Raw genomic sequence first — 24,034 nt, forward strand, 5'->3', positions numbered from 1 at the left:
CACTCAACTCCCGACCCGGTTCAGCGGAACACTCCGGTGTGGCCGAGGGAGTAGCGGCCGGGCTGGGGGTAGACGCACAAGCCGTGCGGGCCGGCGCCGACGTTGATCCGGGCCAGCAGGTGCCCGTCGTGGGTGGAGATGGCGTAGACCTCGGCGTTGTAGCGGCCGCTGAGCCACAGGACGGTGCCGTCGGCGGAGACGCCACCCATGTCGGGGCTGCCGCCGCCGGGTAGCTGCCATGTGGCGGTGAGGCGGCCGGTGGCGAAGTCCAGGACGGAGATGGAGCCCTCGGCACGGTTGGAGATGTACAGGCTGCTGGAGTCGCGGCTGACATAGAGGCCGTGGGCACCCTTGCCGGTCGGCAGCAGGGTGGGGGCTGCGAAGGTGTCGCCGTTGAGGACCCAGACGCCGTCGGCCTTCATGTCGGCGATGTACCAGGTCCGTCCGTCGGGAGAGATCTTGACGTCCTGGGGCATGGAGCCGTCGAACGGGAGCTTCTGCTTGGCCAGCACGGTCATCGAGGCGGTGTCGACCTTGAGGAGCTCGCCGGAGAACTCGCAGGAGACGATGAAGTAGCGGCCGTCGGGTGAGAAGTCGGCGTGGTTGACGCCGGCGCAGTCGACCGGGACGGACTTGACGACCGCCATGGTGTGGGCGTCGCGGAAGACGAGTTGCCGGTCTTTGGAGGCCATGACGACCGCGTACTTGCCGTCGGGCGTGAAGTAGAGGTTGTAGGGGTCGTGGACGTCGACCGGCTGGCCGGCACGGCCGGTGGCGGGGTCGATGGGGGTGAGGGTGTTCCCCAGGTCGTTGTTGACCCACAGGGTCTTCAGGTCCCAGGAAGGAACGACGTGTTGGGGCTGGTGGCCGACGGGGATGGTGGCGATGACCTGGTACGTGGCGGGGTCGATGACGCTGACCGTGTCGGACTCGGTGTTGGGTACGTACACCCGCGAGGGGAATCCCTGGACGGCCTTGGACAGTTGGCCGGGTCGGTCGGCGGCGTACAGGTCGCGCGGGTCGAGGGGCACCGGCATGCCGGGCAGCAGGTTCGAGGAGGAGGACGGGGCAGGTGAGCCGGCGGCGCCCGGTGACCTGGTGGCCGCACTCTTCGGCGCGGCGACCGCCTTGGCACGAGTGTTGGCCGGGGAGGAGCAGGCAGTAGCGGCCAGCAGGACCGCCAGCACGCTCAAGGCACGGCTGTGCAAGATGAGTTGAATGTGCATCAGTCGAGAAGCTCCGAGATCGTCACGGCACGCAGCAGGCGTGTCTGAAGGACGTCGAGGGTTGCGGGAAGCACGGTCACGGCGCCTGGGTATCCGAGGTGATGGCTGACCACCGTTCGGAGGCGCGTCGCGTCCGGCACAGCTGTGCTACAGCATCGGCGCATAGGCGCGTTCCGGGCGCCGCCGTGGGCGTGCACTCACCAGGGAAGCACCGGCAGCTCTGGGACGTCACCACGACACGCGCGCGAGTCGCTGCCGCCGGAGAGGGCCGTTCGCGCAGGCGCGCCTCTTCTGGCCGTGGCAGGACGACGGTTGCACGACTGCCACCCCAGGCGCCGTCCGGTGACGCAGCGGGCAGTTCGACGGCCTTGGAAGCCTCGACAGCCAACGGCAGGAGTCAACCATTGCGCCCTCCCTGGTCGGCGGCAGCGGCCTCGGGCTTGGGCGTGGCGTAGTCGCGCCCCTGCGTGCTCGCCGAACTCGGCTCCCGCCCGTGACCGTGCCGGGCGTCGTGGGCCGCGAGCATGCTGCGAGCCCCGGCAGGCGGTATGCCTGCGCCCAGGCAAGCGTGAACGAACCTCGCCCGGCGGACGTCATCCGGAACCTGGTGCGGCATGCGGACCTCCCAAGAGGGGGTGCTGCGGTGACGACGCTCGGAGACGTCGGATGCGCGGGTCCCGGGATCACACCCAGGACAATTTGCACTGTGCAACAATAACCGCGCCCAGCCCATCGCCGCGCAAGCCGGGCCGCGAGCCGCAGAATCTCCACCCGGATCGAACCGCCTCTCCGGGTTCTCCGTGGTCGCGGGTGCCGATCCGGAAGGTCGGGCTGTTCTCTCCGGCGCCCACATCCGGGTCACCTCCCCCGCGACCACCCTCGACGCCGTCCGGGCCGAGTAGCGAATCGCCAAGTCTGTCGAGATCATCGGCTCCGGCGCCCACCTCCACGACCGCCTCAGAGGCGAGCTCGCAGGCAGCCACTGACCGGACCGTGCGAACCCGCACCCTCAGCGCATGCCGAGCGCGGCTTCCTCCCGGTCGAGGTCGTGCTGGAGCCGGCGCCGGGTGGTGTCGCTGATCAGGTGCTCCTCATAGAGGCGGTGCAGCTCGCTGTTCTGGACGGCGATCACCTCGTGCCGCAGGCTTCGGTAGGAGTCGTCGGAGGTCACACCGCCCTCGTCCTCGGTGCGGTCCAGCCGGGCTTCCAGGCCGCGCCTGACCCGGTCGATCGCCACCGGCGGCATCGCCTCCAGGCCGGACAGATGCTCGACGTGGTCCAGCGCGGCGCGGTTGAGGGCGTCCCGGGCTCCGTCCTCCTCCCGCGCGGTGTGCTCGGGCTCCAGCGCCAGCCCGGAGCGGTTGACCACCCCGGCCAGTGTCAGCCCCTGCACCACCAGCGTGAACACCACCACCGCGGTGGTCAGCACCAGCACCAGCGCACGCCCGGCCAGCGCCCCGCCGCCGCTGGCGGCCAGCGGGATCGACAAGGCGGCGGCCAGTGGCATCACGCCCCGGGTGCCGGCCCAGGTCACCACCCCGGCCACCCGCCAGGACAGCCGGCCCCGGCTCGGCTTGACCGCCCTCGTCAGCGGCAGCGTCCACGCCACCCGCACCGCGATCAGCACGCCGGCCAGCGCCAGCGCCTGCAACGGCCACCAGCTGCTGCCCTTCGGCAGCCCGCGCACCAGCGCCAGCAGCTCCAGCCCCACGATGGCGAACACCACGCTCTCCAGCAGGAACACCACCACCGCGTACACCGCCTGCACCTGCAACCGGATGTGCGCGTCACTGAGCCGGTGTCCCGAGCGGCCCAGCAGCACGCCCGCGACCACCACCGAGGTGATCCCGGAGGTATGCGCCGACTCGGCCAGCACGTATGCCGCATACGGCGTCACCAGCGCGATCACGGTCTCCAGCACCGGATCGGTGGTGCGGCGCCGGATCAGCCACACCGCCCCCGCCACCGCCGCCCCGATAAGACTCCCGCCCCCGCCGAGCAGGAGGAACTCCCCGCCCGCCGACACCAGGCTCACCGACCCACCGGCCGCCACCGCGATCCCGACGCCGACCTTGAACAGCACCAGCGAGGTCGCGTCGTTGAACAGGCTCTCCGCCTGCACCAGCACCTGCACCCGCCCCGGCAGGGCCAGACGCCGCCCCAGCGCCGACACCGCCACCGGATCGGTGCTCGCCAGCACCGCCCCCAGGACGAACGCCATCGCCGGCGGCAGCCCGGTCAGCGCGACCGCCGCGAACCCGACCGCCGCCGCAGAGGCGAAGACCAGCCCGAACGCCAGGATCGTGACCGGCCGCCACACCACCCTCAGATCACGCAGCGACAACTCCTCCGCCGACGCGTACAGCAGCGGCGGCAGCACCACCAGCGCGATCGCCTGTGGCGGCACGTGCAACGCCGGCACCCCGGGTATCAGCGCCACCCCGATCCCGGCCAGCACCAGCAACGACGGGGCGGGAACCCGCCAGCGCCGGGCGAAAGTGGCCACAACAGTGGCCAGAACCACCAGGAAGAGAACGATCCCCACGGCGCGCATCTACGGAAGCAACCCCATCACAAGAATCGGGGTCACTGCTGCGCGAATGCCGCAGTCGCCCCCCGAGCCGACCAGGCTTCCCGGCACACCGCTGGCAATTTTATCGGAACATTAGCGCCAGGCCGCAGATGGCAGCGCAGGGCAGAACATAGCTGTGCCCCCGATGACAATCCCGCACCAATGACCCCCGCCATGCCGCCCCAGCCCACTCCCTGCCGTCCCCCAACGGGAGCATCCACCGGTCACGGCGGGTCGTCACCTCACATGCGCTCCTTCCCCCGATGTACACGAGCCGGGCGTTGACCGGCGTCGCCCCGGCCGACCTGCTGAACCGTGTGGCCGCCACCGGCGCGCATCTGCTGGTGGCGGCCCGTGTCCGCAGGCTCTGCGTCACCTGCCGTTGCCCCCCACGCGGTCGTGTCACCCCCGGGGAACGATGGTGACGGGACACTCCGCGTGGTGGAGAAGGTGCGCGGAGACCGACCCGAGCAGGACACGAGCCAGCGGGTTGCGCTGGTGCGAGCCGACGACCAACAGCCTGGCGTTCTCGGATGCCTTCACCAGTACCGCCGACGCGGCAGCGACGCACAGAACGTCAGCGCTGGTTCGAAGACCGGGCTGGCGCTCCCGCCACCGGCGGCCCACGTCTTCCAGCGCCCTCTGCTCGGCGCGCAGGACGCCCGCCTGGTCTGCCTGGCCAGGTGGCGCCGCCATGCCCAGCGGTAGAACCTGGGGGCGGACATCGGCATGGATCAGGTGCAGCGGGACGTCGCGCAGCACCGCTTCAGTGGCCGCGAACTCGAGTGCCGCCTGGTCCTCCCCGGGCTGGTCCACACCGACGACGACGAACCCGTCCCGCGGCGGGCCGCCCCGCACCACTGTCACCGGGCAGTCGGCGTGCGTAGCCACCTTCATCGAGACGGACCCCAGGGCCAGGTGCGCGAATCCACCGCTGCCGCGACGGCCCAGCACGATCTGTGCGCACTCCGCCGACCGTTCGACCAGCCCGGCGGCGGGTTCACCCGAGTCCGCCACGATCTGGGCGTCACCCGCGGAAAATCGCTGCGGACAAGCTCCGCGTACGGCCTGAGCACAGCCTCGACGGCTGTGAGCGGCTCCGAGGAACCGGCGGTCATGTTCCGGCCACGGCCCAGGGCGTGGTAGAGCTGCAGGGGCACGCCATGAAGACTTGCCTCATGAGCGGCGAAACGAACGACCAACTCGGCCTCGGGTCCTGGGTCGACCCCCACCAGAATCGGGTGTACCGCCCGAAGCTTCATGATCGTTTCCTGTCCTTGTGGCCTACGCTCCCACGCGAGGACCGCATCGCCATCGTGATGCAGGTGTGTATTCCCACCTCACCACCAGCGTGGCACCGGCTCGGGTCGCACCGTCCCCGCGGTGCCCGCGCGAAGGCGTGAGCGCAGGCACCGGTGGTGCCGGGGGCGGGGTGGATTCCTCGGCAGCGGTTGCGGGATCTCAGGTGACCTCGTTCAGGCGCCCGCTTCTGACGTCGTAGATGAAACCCCGCACCATGCTGCGGTTCGGAAGGAGCGAGCACAGCTTGACCCGCGCGATCGAGCTGCGGACGTCAGCCGCCAAGTCGTTGAAGGACGGCTCCACCCAACTCGGTTTGAACCCGGCGTCGGACTGGATCTGCTCCTTGAAGACGTCGCCGGTGAGTTTGAGTAGCCCGCAGTCGGTGTGGTGGACCAGGATGACCTCGCTGGTGCCCAGGACGCACTGGCTGATCGCGAGCGAGCGGATCTCAGCGTCCGTGACGATCCCGCCAGCGTTGCGGATGACATGGGCATCGCCGGGCTGCAGGCCCAGGACGGCATAGATGTCCATGCGGGAGTCCATGCAGGTGATGACGGCGATGTGCTTCGCGGGCGATCTGGGCAGGAGGCCCGGGAAACGGGTCGCGGCGTAGTCCTCGTTGTTCTTCAAGTACTGGTCGATGGCCGACACCGGGACCTTCTTCCTCTGTGAGTGCCAGCGAGGGCCGGCGCGCTCGTCACCCGGTTCCGGCGAGGTCACGAGTTCTGCTTCTCATTAAACTCGCGGAACGCGGCGAACGCCCGGGGCTGAACAGGTGCCGGGGCCGCAATTCATCAGGAATCACCCCGCCGATCGCCTCCGCGAACTCGTCGGCTGCGGCGCCAAGAGGGCGCCGCCCTGGGCACGCGAGGCGTGCAGTGGTTGTGCCCCGGGACCGCCGCGAAGGCGCACGTGCTGTCGATCCTGGACCACCGGGGCGAGCACGACCTGGCCGAGCCGATCCGCCGCAGCGCGGCCCACAGCCTGCAGCCGGGCAATCCGCCTGGTACGGCTTCGGCCGCTGAGCCCGGAACCGCAGCCCGTCAGCTGGTCCCGGCCAGCCGGGAGGAGCCAGGGACGCGTCCGGGAAGGCCCATCCGGGCCTCCTTGCGGAGTCAGGACCTGCAAGGACCCGCGCGTCGAACGGGCTCATGTTGTTGTCGTCCGGGGCCGTGAAGCCGGCCGCAGACAGGACGGCTCTTCCGTGCCGGTGGAACGTGCCGCCGGGCAGGACGGCGGAACGGGTGCTACGCGCCGCTGCTCTGCCCCGCATGGCCGAACCTCCCTGGTGTCGTCCTCGATCCGTCCGCATCCCATGGCGTATACCTCAGCCAGAGACACCGGAGACCGAACCTGACGCACCATCGATCGTTCCTCGTTCGGCGGCCGGTCGGAACAGGAGCAGAGGCATGACCGATCCCGCGCAGCACACCCCGCCGCCCCCCGCTGACGCGCCGCTTCCCCCGGGCCGGATCGTGGTCGAGCACGTGTCCGGTGACAGCTTCGCGGTGGCGGTGCGCGGCCACCGGATGGTGGTGGACCAGCCGGTCGGCGACGGCGGAACGGACACCGGACCGACGCCGACGGAGTTGTTCGCCGCTTCGCTCGTCTCGTGCGTGGCCTTCTACGCCGGCCGGTACCTGGCCCGGCACGGCGTCGATCCCCAGGGGCTGCGGGTGGGCGCCGGCTTCACGATGGCCACTGACCGCCCGGCCCGGGTGTCCGGGCTGACGGTGTCGATCGAGGTTCCCGACGGCCTGGACCCGTCCCGCCACGAGGCCCTGCTCGCCGTCGCCTCCCACTGCACCGTCCACAACACACTCCACCAGCCGCCGACGGTCGAGATTGGGTTGTGCCGGTCCGGCACGGCGGAATAGCCCACCGCCGACCTGCCGTGAGATACCCGCACCCAGGCGCAGCAGGAGCTCGCCGCGGCCTTCCGGACTTCGTCCATCCCGACGCTGCCGGCGGTGCGCGACGGCGTCGTCCTCTTCTCCCGCGTCGGCGCCCTGCCGGAGGGCGCGCCGGAGGAGGTCATCCGCCGGATCCTTGCGATCGACATGGCCGAGGTGCATCGCAGGATCGCCGCCGAGGCGGCCTGAACGGGCACCAGGGTGAGAGGAGTCGGAGCGATGAGTGGGACCGGAGCGGACAGCGGCGCCTGGGACGCGCGGTACTCGGCGGCTGAGCCGGTGTGGGGTGTCGAGCCGAACCGGTGGGTGGTCCGCGAGACCGCCCGGCTGCCGCCCGGCCGGGCCCTGGACCTGGCCGCGGGCGAGGGCCGCAACAGCATCTGGCTGGCGGCAAGGGGCTGGCAGGTCACAGCCGTCGACTTCTCCGGTGTGGCGCTGGAGCGCGCCCGCCACCTCGCCGCCGCCCAGTCGGCCGAGATCGCCGACCGCCTCCGACTGGTGCGGGCCGACGTGCTGACGTACCGTCCGGAACCTGGTGGCTTCGGCCTCGTCCTGGTCGCCTACCTCCAGCTGCCGGCCGAACAGCGCGCGACCGCGCTGCGGAACGCTGCGGCCGCCCTCGCCCCCGGCGGCACGCTGCTGGTCGTCGGGCACGACACCAGCAACCTCACCGACGGCGTCGGCGGTCCTCAGGACGCCCGTGTCCTGTTCGCCCCGGACGACGTGCTGAACGACCTTGCCGGCCTCGGGCTTACCACCGTGTGCGCCGAACGCGTCCGCCGGCCCGTGCCGCGTCCGGACGGCCCGCCTGTCGAGGCGATCGACGCACTCGTCCGTCTCGAACGCCCCCGCTGAGCCGCCCGGCCGCGCCATCGGCCTTACCACGGGACCCGGGCCGGCCGGCGGGTCGGTGGCGGGGACCATACCGGTGGGCCAGCCTGGATGATCAATTCCAACGGGTCAGTCGGGAGCTGGCCGTGTTCCGTCGTGGAAGGTCTGGGTGGGGGTCCGGGGGCCTTCGGTTCAGCGTGGCCGCAGTCCGTCGAAGACCACCTCGAAGATCCGTTCACGGGCGATCGGGTCAGCTTCGAGGTGCTCCACTGTCACGCCGGTGCCGATCATAAGGGCGATCAGTTCCGGTAGGCCCAGTTCCCGGCGGACCGCCCCGGCCCGCTGCGCTGCGGCCAGCAGCTCGGCCAGCCGGTTCTGGATCACCGTGCTGGACTCCTGGAGGGCCGCGTGTGCGTCCACCCCGGAGGCGGCCAGCGCCCGGGTGAACTCGTCCTTGCCTGCGGACTGATCGATGACCAGGCGGAAGCATGCGAAGAAGGCATCGGCGGGCTCGGATTCCGCGGCCAGCTGCTCGGTCCGGGCGGCGATCGCCTCCAGCCTGCGCACCATCACCGCCACCAGCAGCGCCTCCTTGGTCGGGAAGTGCCGAAAGAGCGTGCCGACCGCGACCCCGGCGGCCCGGGAGATCTCCTCCGTCGGCACGTCGGTGCCCTGACTGGTGAACACCTCCGTGGCGACGTCCAGCAGCCTGGCCCTGTTGCGGGCCGCGTCCGCCCGCAGCGGGCGCTCCTGGGCACTGCTCACCCCTGCCACTCCTTCCCCGCCGCACGGCGAAGCCATGCTGGACAACATGAGCGGCCAGTCCGTATCGTCATGCAACATGAGCCGCTACTCATATTATAGCGGCGTGACCGATCGGGGTTGGGCATGTCCGAGACGCTGTCACCACGCGGGGTCTTCCAGAAGCTGCTCGAAGGCATCCAGGCGGCCCGGTACGTGGAACTGGCCGACCTCTACGCCGAGGACGCCGTGGTGGAGACGGTCTTCGAGCCGGTCGGGCCGCGCCGCAGCGAGGGGCGAGCAGCACTCGCGGAGCGGTTCGCGGCGGTGGCCGCGCATTCACCCGTGGAACTGACCCCGGCGAACGTGGTGATCCGGGAGACCGACGACCCGGAGGTGATCGTCGCCGAATGGGACTACCGGGTGCACCACCGAGTGACCGGGCAGAACTTCGAGTCCGCCAACATCCAGGTGCTGCGGGTGCGCGACGGCCTGATCGTCCATAGCAGGGACTTCCATGACCACCTGACCCTCGTCGTGGCCGGCGGCGAACTGCCGCAGCTGGTGGCGGCACTGGAAGGCCGGTAGCACGAGCGCGGGCAGCCAGCCGAGGCCAGCTCCAACGGTTCGGGCCTGTGGCGTGTTTGTCAGCAGCGTCATTTACCGAACTCGCCGTGAAGGCAACCGTTCCAGCCCCCGCAGTGCCGGCGGTCTGAATACTGGTCAGTGGTCATAGGCGGTCAGCGACCGCATGACGGGCCGGCCGGTGCGGTGGTTGTGCCAGATGGCGGCGGTCAGTGCGAGGATCCGCTGGGGCACGCGGACGATCACGCCGCCGGGAGTGCAAGCGCGGTGGTTCCAGGTCGAGCTGGCCTTTGAAGGTCTCGTTGATCGACTCGATGACCTGCCGCAGCGGCTTGAACAGCTGTGCCCCAGCCCGCTCGGGCTCGCCCTTGCGGGCAGGGCGCAGCAGCCGGATGCCCCGCCCGCCAACTGGTCCTCGAAGTCGCGGCCGAAGTAGCGGCTGCATGGCGATTCCTGCCCCGGCCCGACCGAGCGCGTCCGAGCACGTCGGACCGGCCGCACTGGACACCCTCCTGCCCGCCAAAGCCGTCACCGGCCTGCGGCGTGCTGCGCCCCTCGATACGTTCCGACTACCCGTGGGAGACCCCGCCGACCGCCCAGGTCCAGGTGACGCTCCGGTACGCCTTGCTGCTCGCAGTCCTGCTCACGGGCGCGGCCTGGGCGCCGTTGCTGATCGCGGCCCGTGGAAAGCCCGCAGCCGTCGACCCCTCCGCCTGAACGGCACCGGCATGCTCCCGCACCCGGAAGGTCCGCCTTTCGTCGCACGTCGACCACATCGGCATCCGATTATGTCGGTAGCGGATATAATCGTTCTGTACGCCGAACCCACCGTGGTCCGGTCACCCCGGTGCGCCCAGCCGCGCGCCGGCCGTCCTGGGGGAGTCCCGCATGCCGGTCCGTGAACACCCCACCCGCCGCGCGCACCTCACCGCCGACCTCCGCGCGCTGCTCACCACCGAGCGCCCGCGCCCGACGTTCATCCGCGACCACCCCGCCGCCTGGCGGCTGGCGGTCGCCACGGTCTGCTTCGGCGCGTTCATGGGCCAGCTGGACGCCAGTATCGTCACACTCACCTACCAGCCGCTGCGCACCGAGTTCCACAGCACCCTGGCCGGTGTCGAGTGGGTCTCGCTCAGCTACCTGCTCACCCTGGTCGCCTTCCTGGTCCCCGTCGGGCGCCTGTCCGACCTGCACGGCCGCAAGCTGATGTACCTCTACGGCTTCGCCGTCTTCACCGCCGCTTCCGCCGCCTGCGGACTCGCCCCCGGACTGGCCACCCTGGTCGTCTTCCGCGTGGTGCAAGCGCTCGGCGCGGCGATGATGCAGGCCAACAGCGTGGCCCTGGTCGCCACCAGCGCGCCGCCCGGCAAGATGCGCGCCGCCCTCGGCATCCAGGCCGCCGGCCAGGCCGTCGGACTCGCGCTCGGCCCGACCGTCGGCGGCCTGCTGGTCACCAGCCTCGGCTGGCGCTGGGTCTTCGGGGTCAACGTCCCCATCGGCATCCTCTCCCTCGTCGCCGGCCACTACCTGCTGCCCCGCACCCGCAAGGGCACGGCAGGTGCCCGCATCGACGTGCTCGACGTCCTCCTGCTCGGCTGCACCACCACCGCACTGCTGCTCACCCTGTCCGTCGCCTCCGGCCTGGGCCTGCCCGCCTGGACCGCCGTCCTGCCCGCACTCGTCTGCGCCGGATCCGGCTGGGCCTTCCTGCGACGGCAGAACCGGCGACCCGATCCCCTCATCGACCTCGCGCTGCTGCGCTCGGCGCGTCTCGGGCCGGGCCTGCTGGCCGGCCTGTGCGGCTACCTGGTGCTGTTCGGCCCGCTCGTCCTGGTCCCGGTCGAACTGACCCGCCAGGGCACCAGCGCACTGACCACCGGACTCGTGCTGACCGCCCTGCCGGTCGGGTTCGCCGTGGCCGCCACGAGCGCCGAGCGCCTGCTCCCGGCCACCTGGGGGAACGCGCGCCGCAGCCAGGCCGGCGCGTTCGGGTGCGTCGCCGCCCTGGCCCTACTGGCTGCCCTACCCCAGCACGCGACCACCCTGCCCTACACCCTGGCCCTGCTCGGACTCTCCCTGGGCGTCCTGATCCCGGCCAACAACACGCTGGTCATGAAGGCGATCCCGAGCAGCAGTGCCGGCGTCGGCGGCGGCATGGTCAACATGACCCGCGGGCTCGGCACCGCCATCGGCGTCGCCGTCGTCACTCTCGGCCTGCACCTGGCCGGCGACACCTACGGGGCGCGCACGGCCGTCCTGGCCCTGCTGGCCTTCGCCATCCTCGCGCTGGTCACCACGTTCCAGTCCCGGCGCCCGGCGACCGGCGAGGACGAGTGACCGGTCCGACCGCCCACGGCTCCACGAGCACGAACCACCCGGCCGGCACCGACAGGTACTGCCAGGCGTCCACGGTGCCACCACAACACGACTGCACCTCGGTCCCCGGACGGGTGAGTCGCCGCCGACCGCTGCGCCGCCGGTGCTGCGGCGCGAGGGCGCCCCTCCCCCCACGGAGGGGCGCCCACGCACCGCAGCACGCCTCGGGCCGGATCGGCCGCGGTCAGGCGGTGGGCTCGATGCCGAGTTCGCCGAGCAAGCCGCGGATCCGGCGTGCGATCTGGTCGCGGATCGGACGGACGTCGGCGAGTTCCTTGCGGGCCGGGTCGTCGACCGGCCAGTCCAGGTAGCGCTTACCGGGGAAGTAGGGGCACGCATCGCCGCAGCCCATGGTGATCACCACGTCGGCGGCCTCGACCAGTTCGGTGGTCAGGCCCCGGGGCTTCCTGGCGGAGATGTCGATCCCGACCTCGGCCATGGCCTCGACCACGGCCGGGTTGACCGCGCGGGCCGGCGAGGGGCCCGCCGAGCGGACCTCGACGCGGCCGCCGGCCAGGTGTTCGAGGAGAGCGGCGGCCATCTGGGAGCGGCCGGCGTTGCGCACGCAGACAAACAGCACGGACGGGACCGTGGAGTCACTCATGCGCGGATCCTCCTTGCGGCAGTTGGACGGGGCAGGGTGGGACGGCCGGTGAGCAGGCGCTGCACCGCGAAACCGGTGGCGGCGATCAGGGCACCGGCGACGGCGTCGGCCTCGAAGTGGTTGCCGGTACACACGATCACCGCGAAGGTGGTGAGCGGAAACAGGACGCCCAACGCCCGCACCAGCGGCTTCTTGGCGAGCCGGAACATCACGACGCCGCACCAGGTGGCCCAGGCGACATGGATGGACGGCATCGCGGCGTACTGGTTGGAGACGCTGTCCACCGAGCCGGAGGCCCAGGACCCCCAGGTGTGGTGGACCACCACGGTGTCGATGAAGCCCGCGCTGGTCAGGAACCGCGGCGGGGCGAGCGCGAAGAAGTAGAAGCCGAGCAGGGCCGTGGCCGAGGTGACGCAGAGTGCCGTGCGGGCGGCCCGGTAGTGGCCAGGGTAGCGCCAGTAGAGCCAGAGCAGCACGCCGATCAGGCCGACCATGTACAGCGTGGCGTAGTAGTAGTTCATGCCGACGATCAGCCAGGTGATCTTGTCGGCTGCGTGGTTGGCCGCCTGCTCGAAGCTCAGGTGCAGGCTCTTCTCGAAGTGCAGCACCTCGCCGGCCCGCCGCAGCGCCGCACCCCGCTGGCTGTGCACGGCGTTGCGGGTGGTGTTGTAGAGCATCCAGCCGGCGACTATCAGTACCAGCTCGGCCCACCACGCGGGCCGACCGACCCGGATCCAGCGGGCGGGAAGCAGGCCGCGCCGGGGCGCGACGGCGGTCGGTGCGGCGGCGGGCCGTGTCTCGACGGTGGTGTGCTGACGCGTGGGGGTGGGGCTCACGACTGTTCCTCCGCGAGGCCGGCGACGGGCTGGGCGGCCTGCGCCGGAGCATCCGGCTCGGTGGTGCGGCGGGTGAGCAGCAGGAAGGCGCAGGCGGCGGTGAAGACGATCAGTGAGGTCCAGTCGTTGAGCCGCAGGCCCAGGATGTGGTTGGCGTGGTCGTCGCGTAGGGCCTCCACCCAGCCGCGGCCGGCCGTGTAGGCGGCGACGTACAGGGCGAACAGGCGCCAGGGGCGCAGGGTGAAGCGCCGGTCGGCCCACAGCAGCAGGAGCACCACGCCGAGATCCCAGAGGCACTCGTAGAGGAAGGTGGGCTGGTAGGTGGCGATGTCGGGGGTGGTGGCCGGTCGGTGGGCCGGGTCGATCAGCAGGCCCCAGGGCAGGTGGGTGGGGTTGCCGTAGAGCTCCTGGTTGAAGTAGTTGCCCCAGCGGCCGATCGCCTGGGCCAGCACCAGGCCGGGGGCGAGTGCGTCGGCGTAGGCGGACAGGCGGATGCCCCGGCGTCGGCATCCGATCCAGGCACCTACCGCGCCGAGCGCCACCGCGCCCCAGATGCCCAGGCCGCCGTCCCAGATGTAGAGGGCGCGGATCGGCTGGCGGCCGGGCAGGAAGTACAGCTCGGGGTCGGTGATGACGTGGTAGAGGCGCCCGCCGAGGATCCCGAACGGCACGGCCCAGACCGCGATGTCGGCGACCGCCTCCGGGTTGCCGCCCAGCGCCGCCCAGCGCTTGCGGGTCAGCCAGACGGCTGCGGCGATGCCGGTCAGGATGCACAGGGCGTAGGCGCGGATGGGCACCGGTCCGAGGTGCCAGACGCCCTGGGAGGGGCTGGGCAGGTAGGCGAGCAGCTGCATGCGGAGGCCGCTTTCCGTGCGGGGCAGGAGGGGCCGCGGCAGACCGCTGCACTTCCGGACCGCAGCCCGGGGGAGCATCGGGCCTCCGTGCACGAGGTGGGCAGCGGCGCGACCGGATCATTCTACAGCGTGTAGTAGTTCGCGCCGGACGCCCATCTCCGCCGGACGCCCGCCCGGGGCTTCTACCTGCAGGGATGCCCGCCGCAGTGGCGCACCGCGTAGGTGTGCAGGGCCTGCTCGTAGAGCGCCCTGGTGTCGGCGGTGGCCTGGCCCAGGCCTGCCAGGCCGAGCAGGAGCAGCAGGGTCACCACCAGTAGGGAGCCGGTCCTGCGGCGCGCGGGCGGCCGGCTCAGCAGCGCCCGGACCCGGCGCGGCACCGGGCCGCCGGTGGCCGCTGGCGCCGGGTGGGCGGGTTGTCCTGCGAGTGCGGCTCTTGCCAGTGCGCGGGCCAGCAGCGTGCGGTCGCCGACGGCTTCGGCGGCCTCCTCGTCCGCCCAGCGTTCCACGGCGTACTCCCCTTCGCGGGCGAGTGGCAGCATGAGCGGGCACAGCACGGCGGCCAGGTGCAGTACGTGGAGGAAGGCGTGGTGGTGGTGGCGCAGGTGGGCCTGTTCGTGGGCGAGCACCGCCTCCCACTCGGCTGGCTCCAGCGAGCGCAGCATGCCGGTGGAGACCACCACGCGTCCGGGGCGGCCCGGCAGCGCGAAGGCCTCGATGCGTGGTGCGTCGACGACGATCAGTTCGCGGTCGTCGGGCAGCCGCGCGGCCTTTCGGTAGGCCGCGGTCAGGACCCGGCCTCGGCGGTAGGCGGTCACGGCAGCCCAGGCCAGACACCCGGCCAAGACCGTTCCGGCAGCGCACGCGAGTGGGGTGCTCACGGGGTCCTGGGTGTGCAGGAAGGACACCGACCAGGGCCCTAGCGCCGCGACGGCGCGGACCCGGCCGAGTCCGGCGAACGCGAGCAGCGCCAGGGCGCCTGTCCAGAGCGCCGCGCCGACGGCGGCGGCGCAGGTCAACATCCATGCCGCCACCCGCGGCACCAGGGCGCGGGACAGCCGCGGCGCGGTCACGGCCAGCAGGACGCACACGGCCAGCGGGACGGCGACGGACAGCGGCATCGGGCTACCGGCCTTCCCGGTCCTGCAGGAGGTCCTTCATCAGCCGCTCGTCCTCCTCGCTGAGCCCGGACACGAAGCGGGCCAGTACCGCCTGCCGGTCGGAGCCGCGATCCAGCAGTGAGAACATCTGGTCTGCCGTGTACGCAGCCTCGTCCCGCACCGGGGCGAAGACGTAGCTGCGACCTTGCCGGTGCCGCTGCACCTGGCGCTTGGCGATCAGGCGGGACAGGATGGTCAGCACGGTGGTGACCGCGAGGCCGCCGGGCAGCCGTTCGTTGATCTGGACGGCCGTCAGCTCGCCGTCCGCCGCCCAGAGCACCGCGAGCACGTTGTTCTCCAGCTGACCGGCCGACCGGCGGCCGTTCGACTGCTCCACGCCGTTCACGCTCGTCATCCACCTCATCCGCCGACGTCCCGCACCGCCCGTGAGCTGTTCGGTGCGGCGACTGCCGCCAGTATGCCCCGCCCTCGCTCTCGGTCCACTCCGCCGATCACCGGCCCAGCGTCCGGTCACCAGAGCCCAGGGGGCCCGGCAGTCGGCCGGGGAGTGGTGTCGGCGGGTCGGGGGACGATGCGGCGGCGGTCGGCGGCGAGACGCGGCAGGCAGAGCAGCAGGCCCAGCAGCAGCACGTACTGCAGGGGCAGTTGGGTGGCCGCCAGGAAGGTGGCGACCATCACGGCCCGCTCGCCAGCACCTGCCTGCCAGGCGGCGCGGATCTCGGGCGCCCGGCCGGCGATCAGTTTGACCCCGATGACGATCAGCAGGGCTCCGATCACCGGCAGCGGGATCAGCCCGACCCCGTTCCCCAGTCCGCACAGCAGCAGAGCCAGCACACCGCCGGACGCCACCCCGGCCCAGCGGGTGCGGGCGCCCGCGCTGGTGGACACGGCGGTGCGGGAGAGCGAGCCGCCGGCCGGCAGCGCATGGCAGAACGCACCAGCCGCGTTCGCCGCCGACTGCGCCAGCATGTCCCGCGCCCGGCCCGCCGCCGGCCCGCCCGGCGCGGCCGGACGTACCGGGGCGATCCCGGCGGCCTGGGCGAGCGCGACCAGCGCCACCGAGCAGGCCCCACCCACCAGATGGGGCATCACGTGCCAGGCGGGCACCGTCAACGGCGGGAGACCGTCCGGGATCCGGCCGAGCGAGCCGGCCAGCGGCACCGCCAGCCCGCAGGCGTGCACCAGCGCGGTGGCGACCACCAGCGCGACCAGCACCGCGAGCGAGTGCGCACCCGGCAGCGCGTGTGCCAAGGCCCAAATCACGATGGTCAGCACCGCCACCGCGGTGGCCGCCACCGACCACCCGCCCGGATGCGCGGCCCACACCAGCACGCGGAGCAGCCGGTTGTGGTGGTGGGCCCGGAAGCCGGTCGCGTCGTGCAGGGCCCCAGTGATGATCTGGAGCGCGATGCCCACCGTGAACCCGGTCATCGCCCCGGCCGAAACAAGCCGCAGCACCGAGCCCAGCCGCAGCAGGGCGAACAGCGCCATGGCCAGCGCGACCATCAGCGTCAGCGCCGCGACGTTGCCCGGCAGCGCCGGATCCACATGGGCGTGCCGCAGCGCTCCGCGCGACGTGAGGGCGATGGCGCTGGTCAGCGTTGTGACCATGAGCGGTGTCTGGGCGAGCAGCGAGCCCACTACCGCCGGCCACACCCCGGTGTACAGCCCCGAGCCCGGGGGGAAACCCGCCATCGCCGCGTACGCCATCCCCTCCGGCACGCTGAACAGCGCCGTGATCAGCCCGGCCGCCACATCCGCCATGCTCAGCCGCGGAAGCCACCCGAGCCGACTGTTGGCGGGCCCGGCCGCCTCGCCGGGCGTCGCCGCGTCGCCGGCGACCCTCGCCGCCGGGATGCGCGCGCTGCCCGTCTCCACCCGATCCGCATCGAGATCATCCACCTCGCGCCTCCCAGGACGGCGGTGTCGAACCCGCCGACGACCCGTCAGGGCCGGCGGCCTACCGCCCTCCAGGTCACCAGAAGCACCGCGCGGTTCGCCACGCTGACCCCGCTCGGCGTGGGCCGTTCGAGTGGCGACAGACGGTCCGTGGCGTGTCGCCGACCGGAATGCCCTACATGCGCCCTAGCCAGGTCGTGTCCCCGCAGGCAAACTTCCCGGGTTTGCGGGGGCATTAGGGTTGGTGCATGGCAAGCCCGTCGATCCCTACCCCCACCGCCACGACCGCTGAACAACAGGGCTCGGACACCCGGCTGCTCACGGAGGCGATCACCGGGCTGCGCCGTGCCCTGCGCGCGTCAATACGCTCCGACTACCCGTGGGAGACCCTCCCGATGGCGCAGGTCGAGGTCCTGCAGTCGCTCGGCGAGGCGCAGCCGGCCCGTGCGGGTGAGTTGGCCGAGCGCCTGCGCTTGGCGCCCAACACGGTCTCGGGGCTGATCAGTCGGCTGCTGGAGGCGGGGTTGGTCGACCGGGGCACGGACGCCACCGACCGGCGTCGGGCCGCCGTGCGCCTGACCACGGCGGGAGTCGAAGCGCTGGCGGCCTGGCAGCACGCCCACGAGCGGCGGATCGGCACCGCCCTCGACGCCCTGGCGCCCGAGCAGCGGGCGGCCCTGCGCGCCGCACTGCCCGCGATGGCCGCCCTCGTCGAAGAGTTGCACGGCGAACTCGCGCTCCCCGCACCGGCCTCCAGCCGGGATTGAGAAACCCCTCGAAGCACCGGAGCCCACCGAGTCGGCGGCTCCGGTGCTTCGAGGGGATGCCGCTACCGACTCGATGGCACCGGCAGGTCAGCGACGGCCGTCGTCATGGAGTGGCGGTCGGATTCGGTGAAGGGCTCTGCGGCAGCTGGACTGCGGTGAATGTGCTCGCGGGCGTGCCGGCCAGGGCGCCCTCCACGGCGTCGCGCCAGATCGGCCCGGCGACCTGCCCGCCGAAGGCCTGGTCGATGCGGTGACCGCCCATCGACTGGCCTTCCAGGGAGTTGTACTTGTCGGTGTCGCTGACCACGGTGGCGGCGGCGAGATCGGGGGTGTAGCCGACGAACCAGGCCTGCGCGCCGTTGTTGGTGGTACCGGTCTTGCCGGCGCTGTCGCGGTCGGTCAGGCCGGCCTGCTGGCCCGTGCCGTCCTGGACCACGCCGCGCAGCATGGCGGTGATGGTGTCGGCCGTCGTCGTCGACATCACCGAGTGGCAGTCGGCCTTCGGCACGTCCAGGCTCTTGCCGGTCGGCCCGGTGACCGAGGTGACGGCGACCGGTGAGCAGTACGTGCCGTGGGCTGCGAAGGTCGCGTAGACGTTCGCCATCTCCAGCGTGGTCAGGTTGTTGCTGCCGAGCGTCATCGACTGCACCTGCGCGATCGGCGAGCCGTCGGCCTGCTCGGTGATGCCGAGCTTGTTGGCCGTCTGCACCACCGTGCACAGCCCGGCGTCGGCCTCGAGTGCGGCGAAGTAGGTGTTCACCGAGTCGGCCATCGCCTGCGGCATCGCGAACGGACCCTTCTGGTCGGGGCTGTCGTTGCGCACCTCGCCCTGCTCCCTGAGCTTGCCGCCCTGGCAGGTGGTCATCGCCGGCCACGGCATGCTGGCCGGGGCCGGGTAGCTGCGGTCCGGGCCGATGCCGTTCTCCAGCGCCGCCGCGGCGACGATCGGCTTGAAGGTCGAACCGGTCGGAAAGCCGTTCCCACCGCCCATCGCCTTCGTCACGTTGAGGTTGAGCTGCGTCTCATGCGCGCCGAGGCCGTACGGACGGGACTGCGCCATCGCGAGGATCTTCCCGGTGCCCGGCTGCACGACGGTCATCGCGGTGGCCGGCCGGTCGCCCGGGTAGACGTGCTGCGTGACCGAATCCTGCAGCGCCTGCTGCGCCTTGGGGTCGAGCGAGGTGTGGATCTGCAGACCGCCCCGGCTCCACAAAGCCTGACGCTCGGCCTGACTGCGCCCGAACGCCGGGTCGCTGAGGACGATCTGGTGCACGTAGTCGCAGAAGAAGCCCTCGCCCTGCCGAGCCGTGATGCACCCCTCCTGCACCCCGGTCACGTGCAGCTTGATCGGATCGGCGATCGCCTGCTTCGCCTGATCCTGGGTGATGGCGCCGTACTGCGCCATCTTCTGCAGCACGGTGTCCCGGCGCTTCGTCGCCGCGTCCATGTGCAGGATCGGGTCGTAGTTGGTGGGCGACTGCACCATGCCCGCCAGCAAGGCGGCCTGACTGAACGTCAAATCATTCGCGTGGACGCTGAAGTAGCGCTCGGCTGCGGCTTCGATGCCGTAGGCCTGCTCGCCGAAGAAGGTGATGTTCAGGTAGTTGGTGAGGATCTGGTCCTTGGTGAGGGTCTTCTCCACACCGATCGCGTACCGCAGTTCCTGGAGCTTGCGGCCCATGGTCTGCCGCTGCGCCTCCAGCACCTTCTGCTGGTCGTTGCCCGCCTCGTCCACGAAGACGTTCTTCACGTACTGCTGCGTCAGAGTGGAGGCGCCCTGCGCCGTGCCGCCCGCCGCCGCGTTGCTCTTCAGTGCGCGCAGCACGCCCTTCGGGTCGATCGCCCCGTGCTGGTAGAACCGGTTGTCCTCGATGTCCACCAGCGCGGACTTCATGGCCGGGGCTATCTGGTCACTGGGAACCACCGTGCGGTCGCGGTCGAAGACGCTGGCGATCACACCGCCCGAGGCGTCGTAGATCGTGGACGCCTGGGACAGCGGCGGCGCCTTGAAGTCGTCCGGAATGCTGTCGAAGCCCTGCGCGGCCGACTTCGCCCCCACACCGACGCTGCCGACCGCCGGCAGCGCCATCCCCGCCACCACCACCCCGGCCAGACTGCTGGCCCCCAGGAACTGCACCCCGAACTTGAGCCCCCGCGCCGCCCGGGCCACCGGCGACCGCCGCGCCGATCCGCCCGCGGTCGAGCGCCCCTGACGTCGTGCCATATGCGTTTCTCCCCACCCGTAGTGCCGTCACCGAGCGGCGGCCCGCCGAAGCGCAGGCCGCGCTGGGTCATCTGGACAACGCCGCACGGCTGCCATTGCGTTGCCGACGGACCAGCGTCTACAGTCGCGTCGAAATTCTACATGCTGTAGAAGATGACATCCCGTCCACCTCCATCGAACGCATCGGCAGTTCCGCGACCGCACAGCCTCAAGTCCGAGGCGGCACGGCCCGTCATGGTGTCGGATTCAAGTTCTACAGCATGTAGTAGCTTGAGCCCGCCCCTACCCCGCCGTCACGCCCGAGTGGAGCGCGCAGTGATCCCGCCAACCCATCACCTGCTGGACGCCGACGCATCCATCACGCTCCAGGCATTACTCGCCATGGCGGATCTCGCCCTCGTCGGCGGGGTGCTGTCGCCTACCGTGCGGCGCCAGATCAGCCGCCCCCTGCTGACCGCCGCGATGACCGTGGCTTTCGCCGCATTGCCCTGCCTGATATTCGCACTCGGACGCATCTGAGCCCGAGGCCCCACACCCGTGCGCGCCCGGCGGCGCCGCGTCGCCTTCCGGAGGCCCTCCATGCCCCTGCCCACCAACGGTTCCCAGGCCTCCGGTAGAACGGCTCACCGCACCCGCACCCGCAGAGCGGTGCAGCAGCCCGCGACGTCGACCGCACGGAATCCGCTCACGGCAGCCGTCGTACGTGCCGGTGAACTCGTAGTCTTCGCCGTGATCGTGGCGCTGCCCTGCATGGTCCTTGCTGGGGCCGCCCTCTTCGGACTCGCGTTGTTGATCGGCCACTGAACCCACACACGCCAGCGTGGTGGGCTGTCGACGGCCAAATCGCCCGCTCCACCGGCGACCGGGGCCTGATCTGCCTTGCCCAGATGTCGGTTTCACCTGGCCGGACATACACGGGTCCAAGAACACCGCCGCCATGCCGGCCGGCATGGCGGCTGGCATGGCGGCTGGCATGGCGTCGTTCCCGCTGTCGTTGACGCATGACTGAGAGATGCCATGGCGATCGCGGCCCACCTGCCGCGTTCGGGGCTCAGTGGTCGCCGGCGAAGATCTCCTTCACCTCGCGCACCGCGTAGTAGACGAGGACATAGCCGGCGGCCGGGTCGGCCCACCACCACTGCAGGCTGGTGTTCAGGACGAGGCCGAGCAGGACGGCGGCGGCCAGCAAGCCGTCGATGAGGGTGACCCGCCCCTCGGTCTTCAGCACCGGATTGTCCAGGGCGGCGCCAGTTCGGGCCTTGCCGAAGGCGAGAGCGAACATCACCGCCGCGGTGATCGCCGTCCAGGCGATCCCAAGCGTGGAGTGGTGCGGGCGGAAGCCGCTGACCAGCACCCAGGTGGACTGCACCATCAGGTACACCGCCAGCAAGGCGAAGCCGGCACCGATCAGCCGCAGCGCGCGCTTCTGACGCTCCTCACCAGCGCCGGACAACTCCCAGATCACGACGGTGGACGCACCGATCTCGATCAGCGAGTCCAGGCCGAAGCCGGCCAACGCCACCGACCGCGCACCGATCGCCGCGACGGCCAGGACAACGATGCCGACCACGTTCCACAGCAGCGTGGCGTACTCCAGGGCGAAGCCCCGACGCAGCAGCGCCACGCGGGGCGCCCCGACGATCTCGAATGAATCTTTCGTCACGCCATGAGAGTAACGGTCGTTAGTTTTCCACTGTCACATCTGGCCGGTCTCGGTTGCGTAAACGCGCTCGGCGAAGCCCTCCAGGGCAGCCGAGCATGCCTTCAGAGCCTCAGCAGCCTCCTCCTGACGGGTGGCGCCGAACCGATCGCGGGCGCGGATCTTGTCGAGCCAGGACTTCAGCTTGGCCAGGTCCTCGTCGTTCTCCTCCAACTCGGCGTAACTGAAGTGCCCGCCTGCGGTCTCCTCTTCGATCTCCGCCAGGAAGTCCCGGCAGCGGCCGAGCACCTCGGCGTACTCCTCGTCCCGAGCCGCATTGAAGGCGGCCGCCACCTCGTCCTGCCCTGCCAGAGCCTCGGCCCGCAACAATTGGGCGGTGCCACCCATCTCGCCGATGTCGTTGCGCAGCACCCGCAGCGCCCGCTCCGCCTCCGGAGAGGCGGGCAGCACCGCCACCGCGTTCTGCAGGTACACCGCCCCCAGAGCCTTGAGTCGGCGCCACACTCCAGCGCGCAGCCGAGTCGGTTCAGTGGGAATCCGGTAGCTGAGCAGCAGCCATTCGATCGCATCCGCCATGCGCACAGTCTGCCCCTGCCCAGGGCCCCTGCCGTGCCCGGGACCGTCCGGCGACCGCTCGCCGGTCTTCGGCCTCTCTTTTCATACAACTCCCGCCGGCGCCCCCGCGCCCGGTCGGAAGGACTCAGCCGTGGGGGCTGAACGGCCCTTTCTCCGCCAGCCCAGCGTGCACCGCAGAAAGCATGGGAGCGATCGCGCTCTCCAGGGCCGATCCGCACCGTACCGGGTCAGTTGTTGCCGATCTTCAGGAGCTGGACGGCGGCCGGTCCTGCGGATTGCGCTCCGAAGTCCGCCCCCTCGACCTCGCAGGCGACCGCGAGGTTGCCGCGGTAGGCGGTGAACCAGCTGTTGGCCGTCTTGCCGTCCACCTCGGCGGTGCCGGTCTTGGAACCCACGTCGCCGGGAATGCCCGGGATCGCGGAGGCGGTACCGGTGTGGGTGGTGTAGTTCATCATCGAGCGCAGCTCGGTCAGCACGTTGGCGGACAGCTGGCGTGCGGCCTGGACCTGCGGGAGACCGGGCACCAGGATCGGCTGCCGGAACGTACCGCTCGCCACGGTGGCCGCGACCGAGGCCATGGCCAGCGGGTTGGTCTGCACCTTGCCCTGGCCGATGTACTCGGTGGCGGCGCTGGCGGTGTCGGTGGTCAGCGGGATCGACGTGTCGAAGCTCGGGATGCCGGTCTTCCACACCAGGCCGAGCCCGAAGACGTCCTTGGCCACCGAGGGCAGGGTGGGGGGCTTGAGCAGCCGGGTGCTCTCGTTGATGAAGGCGGTGTTGCAGGACTGCGCGAAGTCGTCCTGGAGCTTGTAGTCGGGCCGGGCGTCGGTGAAGTCGTTGTGCAGCGGCAGGCCGGTCACGGTGGTCTGGCTGGGGCAGGCGACCGTGGTGTCGGGGGTGTCACCGGCTTCCAGCAGGGCGGTGGCCGTGACCACCTTCATGGTGGAGCCGGGCGCGGTGGCGCCGAGGAATGCCCGGTTCAGGCCGTTGGAGGGGGAGTCGGCGAACGCGAGGATGTTCCCGGTGCTCGGCTCGACGGCGACCAGCGATGCAGGGCGGGTGCCGCCTTGCGACTGCTGCTGCACCGCGCTCTCCGCCGCCGCCTGCAAGGTGGCGTCCAGGGTGAGCTTGAGCGCCGGCTGCGGCTTGGGCTGGGTGACGGCGAACAGCGTGACCGGGTCGCTCTTGCCGCTGTCGTCGGTGATCTCGACGGCACTGCCCGTGTCTCCCGGAGGAGTTGGCCCGGCTGCCTTCAACTGGCCCATCAGCGGGGCCAGCGAGGGGAATCCGGCCAGCGACTTGCCGTTGCGATCGACGACACCAGTCGCGGGTGCCGCGACCGGCTGGACGGAGATCGAAGTCCCCGGCTTCAACTGCGGGTTGATCACGCTCGGCGCCCAGTGCACGGCGGCGGTGCCGTCACTCATCGCCTCCATGTCGAGGGTGCCGTTCCACTGCCAGGGCCCGGTGGCCTGGGCGAACTGAGCCGTGGCACGAAAGGGCACCGCCCCGGGCTGGTCGGCCGCGGGCGAGGCTTGCGGGGAAGGAGAAGCCGAAGCGACGGCAGGGGACTCACCCGGGGCGAAGGCGAGGGAACTGGGCTTGACCTTGTCCTGGAAGGCCGCGATCGCGGTGGCCGCCGCCGTCGGATCATCGGTCAGCGCGGCGGCCTGCTGCGGATCGCCGGAGGCCCAGGCGTCGAGGAAGGCCTTGGCGCCGGCGGACGCCTGGGCGGCGGTGGGCGGCGTCGCCAGTACCGTCCGCGGCGGTGTGGCCGCCGGCCGGCTCCCCGAAGGGGTCGCCCCGCTCCCGCCGGTCAGGCCGTACGCCGCATAGCCCGCCCCCGCAACTGCCGCGCCACACACGACCGCAATGCCGACCCCGACGCTCTTGCGCACCAGTACCCCTTTGTTGGCAGCCGACTGCTCTGCATCCGAATATCTCTGCTAG

At 71.2% G+C, this 24,034-nt stretch carries 24 protein-coding genes and 2 pseudogenes; 9 read left to right on the forward strand and 17 right to left on the reverse strand.

The window, feature by feature from the left end:
- Nucleotides 1-20 precede the first annotated feature (20 nt).
- The 5 genes and pseudogenes from LN042_RS28630 to LN042_RS28645 form a co-directional block, all read right to left on the reverse strand.
- Nucleotides 21-1,226 carry a YVTN family beta-propeller repeat protein gene (locus LN042_RS28630; protein WP_372495838.1) on the reverse strand — a complete coding sequence of 402 codons (1,206 nt, stop codon included), beginning with the start codon at nt 1,224-1,226 and terminating at the stop codon, nt 21-23.
- A gap of 1,009 nt (nt 1,227-2,235) precedes the next feature.
- Nucleotides 2,236-3,780, reverse strand: a complete 1,545-nt coding sequence (locus LN042_RS28635; RefSeq protein ID WP_230054303.1) for a Na+/H+ antiporter — start codon at nt 3,778-3,780, stop codon at nt 2,236-2,238.
- Nucleotides 3,781-4,200: 420 nt separating this feature from the next.
- A complete protein-coding gene (locus tag LN042_RS38105) occupies nt 4,201-4,689 on the reverse strand; it encodes a universal stress protein (protein ID WP_372495840.1) in 489 nt (162 codons plus the stop codon).
- Nucleotides 4,663-4,833, reverse strand: a pseudogene (locus LN042_RS37430) (universal stress protein); the annotation flags it as partial. The gene LN042_RS38105 and the pseudogene LN042_RS37430, both read right to left, overlap by 27 nt.
- Nucleotides 4,834-5,259: 426 nt before the next feature.
- On the reverse strand, nt 5,260-5,751 hold the full coding sequence (locus LN042_RS28645) for a beta-class carbonic anhydrase (protein ID WP_230054305.1): 492 nt from the start codon (nt 5,749-5,751) through the stop codon (nt 5,260-5,262).
- Between the two features lie 758 nt (nt 5,752-6,509).
- Between LN042_RS28645 and LN042_RS28650 the strand changes: the two genes are divergently transcribed.
- From LN042_RS28650 to LN042_RS28655, 3 genes are all read left to right on the forward strand, one after another.
- Nucleotides 6,510-6,977 (forward strand): OsmC family protein, encoded by a 468-nt coding sequence (locus LN042_RS28650; RefSeq protein ID WP_230054306.1) that lies wholly within the window; start codon nt 6,510-6,512, stop codon nt 6,975-6,977.
- Nucleotides 6,978-7,070: 93 nt separating this feature from the next.
- Nucleotides 7,071-7,202: a hypothetical protein gene (locus LN042_RS37435; RefSeq protein WP_283843938.1), complete on the forward strand. Its 132-nt coding sequence runs from the start codon at nt 7,071-7,073 to the stop codon at nt 7,200-7,202.
- Between the two features lie 30 nt (nt 7,203-7,232).
- The gene (locus tag LN042_RS28655) at nt 7,233-7,868 is read left to right on the forward strand and encodes a class I SAM-dependent methyltransferase (RefSeq protein ID WP_230054307.1); all 636 of its coding nucleotides are present in this window, start codon (nt 7,233-7,235) and stop codon (nt 7,866-7,868) included.
- 168 nt (nt 7,869-8,036) lie between these two features.
- On the opposite strand, the gene LN042_RS28660 is transcribed toward LN042_RS28655, so the two are convergent.
- A complete protein-coding gene (locus LN042_RS28660) occupies nt 8,037-8,609 on the reverse strand; it encodes a TetR/AcrR family transcriptional regulator (RefSeq protein WP_230054308.1) in 573 nt (190 codons plus the stop codon).
- Nucleotides 8,610-8,732: 123 nt separating this feature from the next.
- Between LN042_RS28660 and LN042_RS28665 the strand changes: the two genes are divergently transcribed.
- Nucleotides 8,733-9,173, forward strand: a complete 441-nt coding sequence (locus LN042_RS28665; protein ID WP_230054309.1) for a nuclear transport factor 2 family protein — start codon at nt 8,733-8,735, stop codon at nt 9,171-9,173.
- Between the two features lie 135 nt (nt 9,174-9,308).
- Here LN042_RS28665 and LN042_RS28670 read toward each other — a convergent pair.
- Nucleotides 9,309-9,605, reverse strand: a pseudogene (locus LN042_RS28670) (IS982 family transposase); the annotation flags it as partial.
- Nucleotides 9,606-9,713: 108 nt separating this feature from the next.
- On the opposite strand from LN042_RS28670, the gene LN042_RS28675 reads away from it, so the two are divergent.
- Together LN042_RS28675 and LN042_RS28680 are read left to right on the forward strand one after the other, a co-directional pair.
- Nucleotides 9,714-9,887: a hypothetical protein gene (locus LN042_RS28675; protein ID WP_230054310.1), complete on the forward strand. Its 174-nt coding sequence runs from the start codon at nt 9,714-9,716 to the stop codon at nt 9,885-9,887.
- A gap of 171 nt (nt 9,888-10,058) precedes the next feature.
- Nucleotides 10,059-11,507, forward strand: coding sequence for an MFS transporter (locus LN042_RS28680; protein WP_230054311.1), 1,449 nt, complete (start codon nt 10,059-10,061; stop codon nt 11,505-11,507).
- Between the two features lie 223 nt (nt 11,508-11,730).
- On the opposite strand, the gene LN042_RS28685 is transcribed toward LN042_RS28680, so the two are convergent.
- The 6 genes from LN042_RS28685 to LN042_RS28710 form a co-directional block, all read right to left on the reverse strand.
- Entirely contained in the window at nt 11,731-12,150 is a 420-nt protein-coding gene (locus tag LN042_RS28685) for an arsenate reductase ArsC (RefSeq protein ID WP_230054312.1), read from the reverse strand.
- The gene (locus LN042_RS28690) at nt 12,147-12,986 is read right to left on the reverse strand and encodes a phosphatase PAP2 family protein (protein WP_230054313.1); all 840 of its coding nucleotides are present in this window, start codon (nt 12,984-12,986) and stop codon (nt 12,147-12,149) included. Before LN042_RS28690 ends, LN042_RS28685 begins: the two co-directional genes overlap by 4 nt.
- Complete coding sequence (lgt, locus tag LN042_RS28695; RefSeq protein WP_230054314.1) at nt 12,983-13,840, reverse strand: prolipoprotein diacylglyceryl transferase; 858 nt, start codon at nt 13,838-13,840, stop codon at nt 12,983-12,985. Before lgt ends, LN042_RS28690 begins: the two co-directional genes overlap by 4 nt.
- Nucleotides 13,841-14,022: 182 nt before the next feature.
- Nucleotides 14,023-14,958 (reverse strand): M56 family metallopeptidase, encoded by a 936-nt coding sequence (locus tag LN042_RS28700; RefSeq protein WP_230054315.1) that lies wholly within the window; start codon nt 14,956-14,958, stop codon nt 14,023-14,025.
- A 4-nt stretch (nt 14,959-14,962) separates the two neighbouring features.
- Complete coding sequence (locus LN042_RS28705) at nt 14,963-15,352, reverse strand: BlaI/MecI/CopY family transcriptional regulator (protein WP_230054316.1); 390 nt, start codon at nt 15,350-15,352, stop codon at nt 14,963-14,965.
- Between the two features lie 116 nt (nt 15,353-15,468).
- The gene (locus LN042_RS28710) at nt 15,469-16,860 is read right to left on the reverse strand and encodes a SulP family inorganic anion transporter (protein WP_230054317.1); all 1,392 of its coding nucleotides are present in this window, start codon (nt 16,858-16,860) and stop codon (nt 15,469-15,471) included.
- A gap of 245 nt (nt 16,861-17,105) precedes the next feature.
- Here LN042_RS28710 and LN042_RS28715 point away from each other — a divergent pair, with 245 nt between their 5' ends.
- Nucleotides 17,106-17,624 carry a MarR family winged helix-turn-helix transcriptional regulator gene (locus tag LN042_RS28715; protein ID WP_230054318.1) on the forward strand — a complete coding sequence of 173 codons (519 nt, stop codon included), beginning with the start codon at nt 17,106-17,108 and terminating at the stop codon, nt 17,622-17,624.
- Between the two features lie 103 nt (nt 17,625-17,727).
- On the opposite strand, the gene LN042_RS28720 is transcribed toward LN042_RS28715, so the two are convergent.
- Nucleotides 17,728-19,848: a transglycosylase domain-containing protein gene (locus LN042_RS28720; RefSeq protein ID WP_230054319.1), complete on the reverse strand. Its 2,121-nt coding sequence runs from the start codon at nt 19,846-19,848 to the stop codon at nt 17,728-17,730.
- 315 nt (nt 19,849-20,163) lie between these two features.
- On the opposite strand from LN042_RS28720, the gene LN042_RS28725 reads away from it, so the two are divergent.
- Nucleotides 20,164-20,367 carry a hypothetical protein gene (locus LN042_RS28725; RefSeq protein WP_230054320.1) on the forward strand — a complete coding sequence of 68 codons (204 nt, stop codon included), beginning with the start codon at nt 20,164-20,166 and terminating at the stop codon, nt 20,365-20,367.
- Between the two features lie 60 nt (nt 20,368-20,427).
- Entirely contained in the window at nt 20,428-20,652 is a 225-nt protein-coding gene (locus LN042_RS28730) for a hypothetical protein (protein WP_230054321.1), read from the forward strand.
- Nucleotides 20,653-20,899: 247 nt separating this feature from the next.
- Here LN042_RS28730 and LN042_RS28735 read toward each other — a convergent pair whose 3' ends face one another.
- From LN042_RS28735 to LN042_RS28745, 3 genes are all read right to left on the reverse strand, one after another.
- Nucleotides 20,900-21,511: a cation diffusion facilitator family transporter gene (locus LN042_RS28735; protein ID WP_230054322.1), complete on the reverse strand. Its 612-nt coding sequence runs from the start codon at nt 21,509-21,511 to the stop codon at nt 20,900-20,902.
- A gap of 33 nt (nt 21,512-21,544) precedes the next feature.
- Entirely contained in the window at nt 21,545-22,084 is a 540-nt protein-coding gene (locus LN042_RS28740) for a Chromate resistance protein ChrB (RefSeq protein WP_230054323.1), read from the reverse strand.
- A gap of 227 nt (nt 22,085-22,311) precedes the next feature.
- A complete protein-coding gene (locus tag LN042_RS28745; protein ID WP_230054324.1) occupies nt 22,312-23,982 on the reverse strand; it encodes a penicillin-binding transpeptidase domain-containing protein in 1,671 nt (556 codons plus the stop codon).
- Nucleotides 23,983-24,034: the final 52 nt, after the last annotated feature.

The sequence above is a fragment of the Kitasatospora humi genome, assembly GCF_020907985.1.
GTDB lineage: Bacteria > Actinomycetota > Actinomycetes > Streptomycetales > Streptomycetaceae > Kitasatospora > Kitasatospora humi.

Excerpts from the sequence above, each read along its gene's own strand:
- LN042_RS28630 (WP_372495838.1), bottom strand. The coding sequence starts at position 1,226 with ATGCACATTCAACTCATCTTGCACAGCCGTGCCTTGAGCGTGCTGGCG.
- LN042_RS28635 (WP_230054303.1), bottom strand. The coding sequence starts at position 3,780 with ATGCGCGCCGTGGGGATCGTTCTCTTCCTGGTGGTTCTGGCCACTGTT.
- LN042_RS28650 (WP_230054306.1), top strand. The coding sequence starts at position 6,510 with ATGACCGATCCCGCGCAGCACACCCCGCCGCCCCCCGCTGACGCGCCG.
- LN042_RS28655 (WP_230054307.1), top strand. The coding sequence starts at position 7,233 with ATGAGTGGGACCGGAGCGGACAGCGGCGCCTGGGACGCGCGGTACTCG.
- LN042_RS28665 (WP_230054309.1), top strand. The coding sequence starts at position 8,733 with ATGTCCGAGACGCTGTCACCACGCGGGGTCTTCCAGAAGCTGCTCGAA.
- LN042_RS28680 (WP_230054311.1), top strand. The coding sequence starts at position 10,059 with ATGCCGGTCCGTGAACACCCCACCCGCCGCGCGCACCTCACCGCCGAC.
- LN042_RS28685 (WP_230054312.1), bottom strand. The coding sequence starts at position 12,150 with ATGAGTGACTCCACGGTCCCGTCCGTGCTGTTTGTCTGCGTGCGCAAC.
- lgt (WP_230054314.1), bottom strand. The coding sequence starts at position 13,840 with ATGCAGCTGCTCGCCTACCTGCCCAGCCCCTCCCAGGGCGTCTGGCAC.
- LN042_RS28700 (WP_230054315.1), bottom strand. The coding sequence starts at position 14,958 with ATGCCGCTGTCCGTCGCCGTCCCGCTGGCCGTGTGCGTCCTGCTGGCC.
- LN042_RS28705 (WP_230054316.1), bottom strand. The coding sequence starts at position 15,352 with ATGACGAGCGTGAACGGCGTGGAGCAGTCGAACGGCCGCCGGTCGGCC.
- LN042_RS28715 (WP_230054318.1), top strand. The coding sequence starts at position 17,106 with ATGGCAAGCCCGTCGATCCCTACCCCCACCGCCACGACCGCTGAACAA.
- LN042_RS28720 (WP_230054319.1), bottom strand. The coding sequence starts at position 19,848 with ATGGCACGACGTCAGGGGCGCTCGACCGCGGGCGGATCGGCGCGGCGG.
- LN042_RS28730 (WP_230054321.1), top strand. The coding sequence starts at position 20,428 with ATGCCCCTGCCCACCAACGGTTCCCAGGCCTCCGGTAGAACGGCTCAC.
- LN042_RS28740 (WP_230054323.1), bottom strand. The coding sequence starts at position 22,084 with ATGGCGGATGCGATCGAATGGCTGCTGCTCAGCTACCGGATTCCCACT.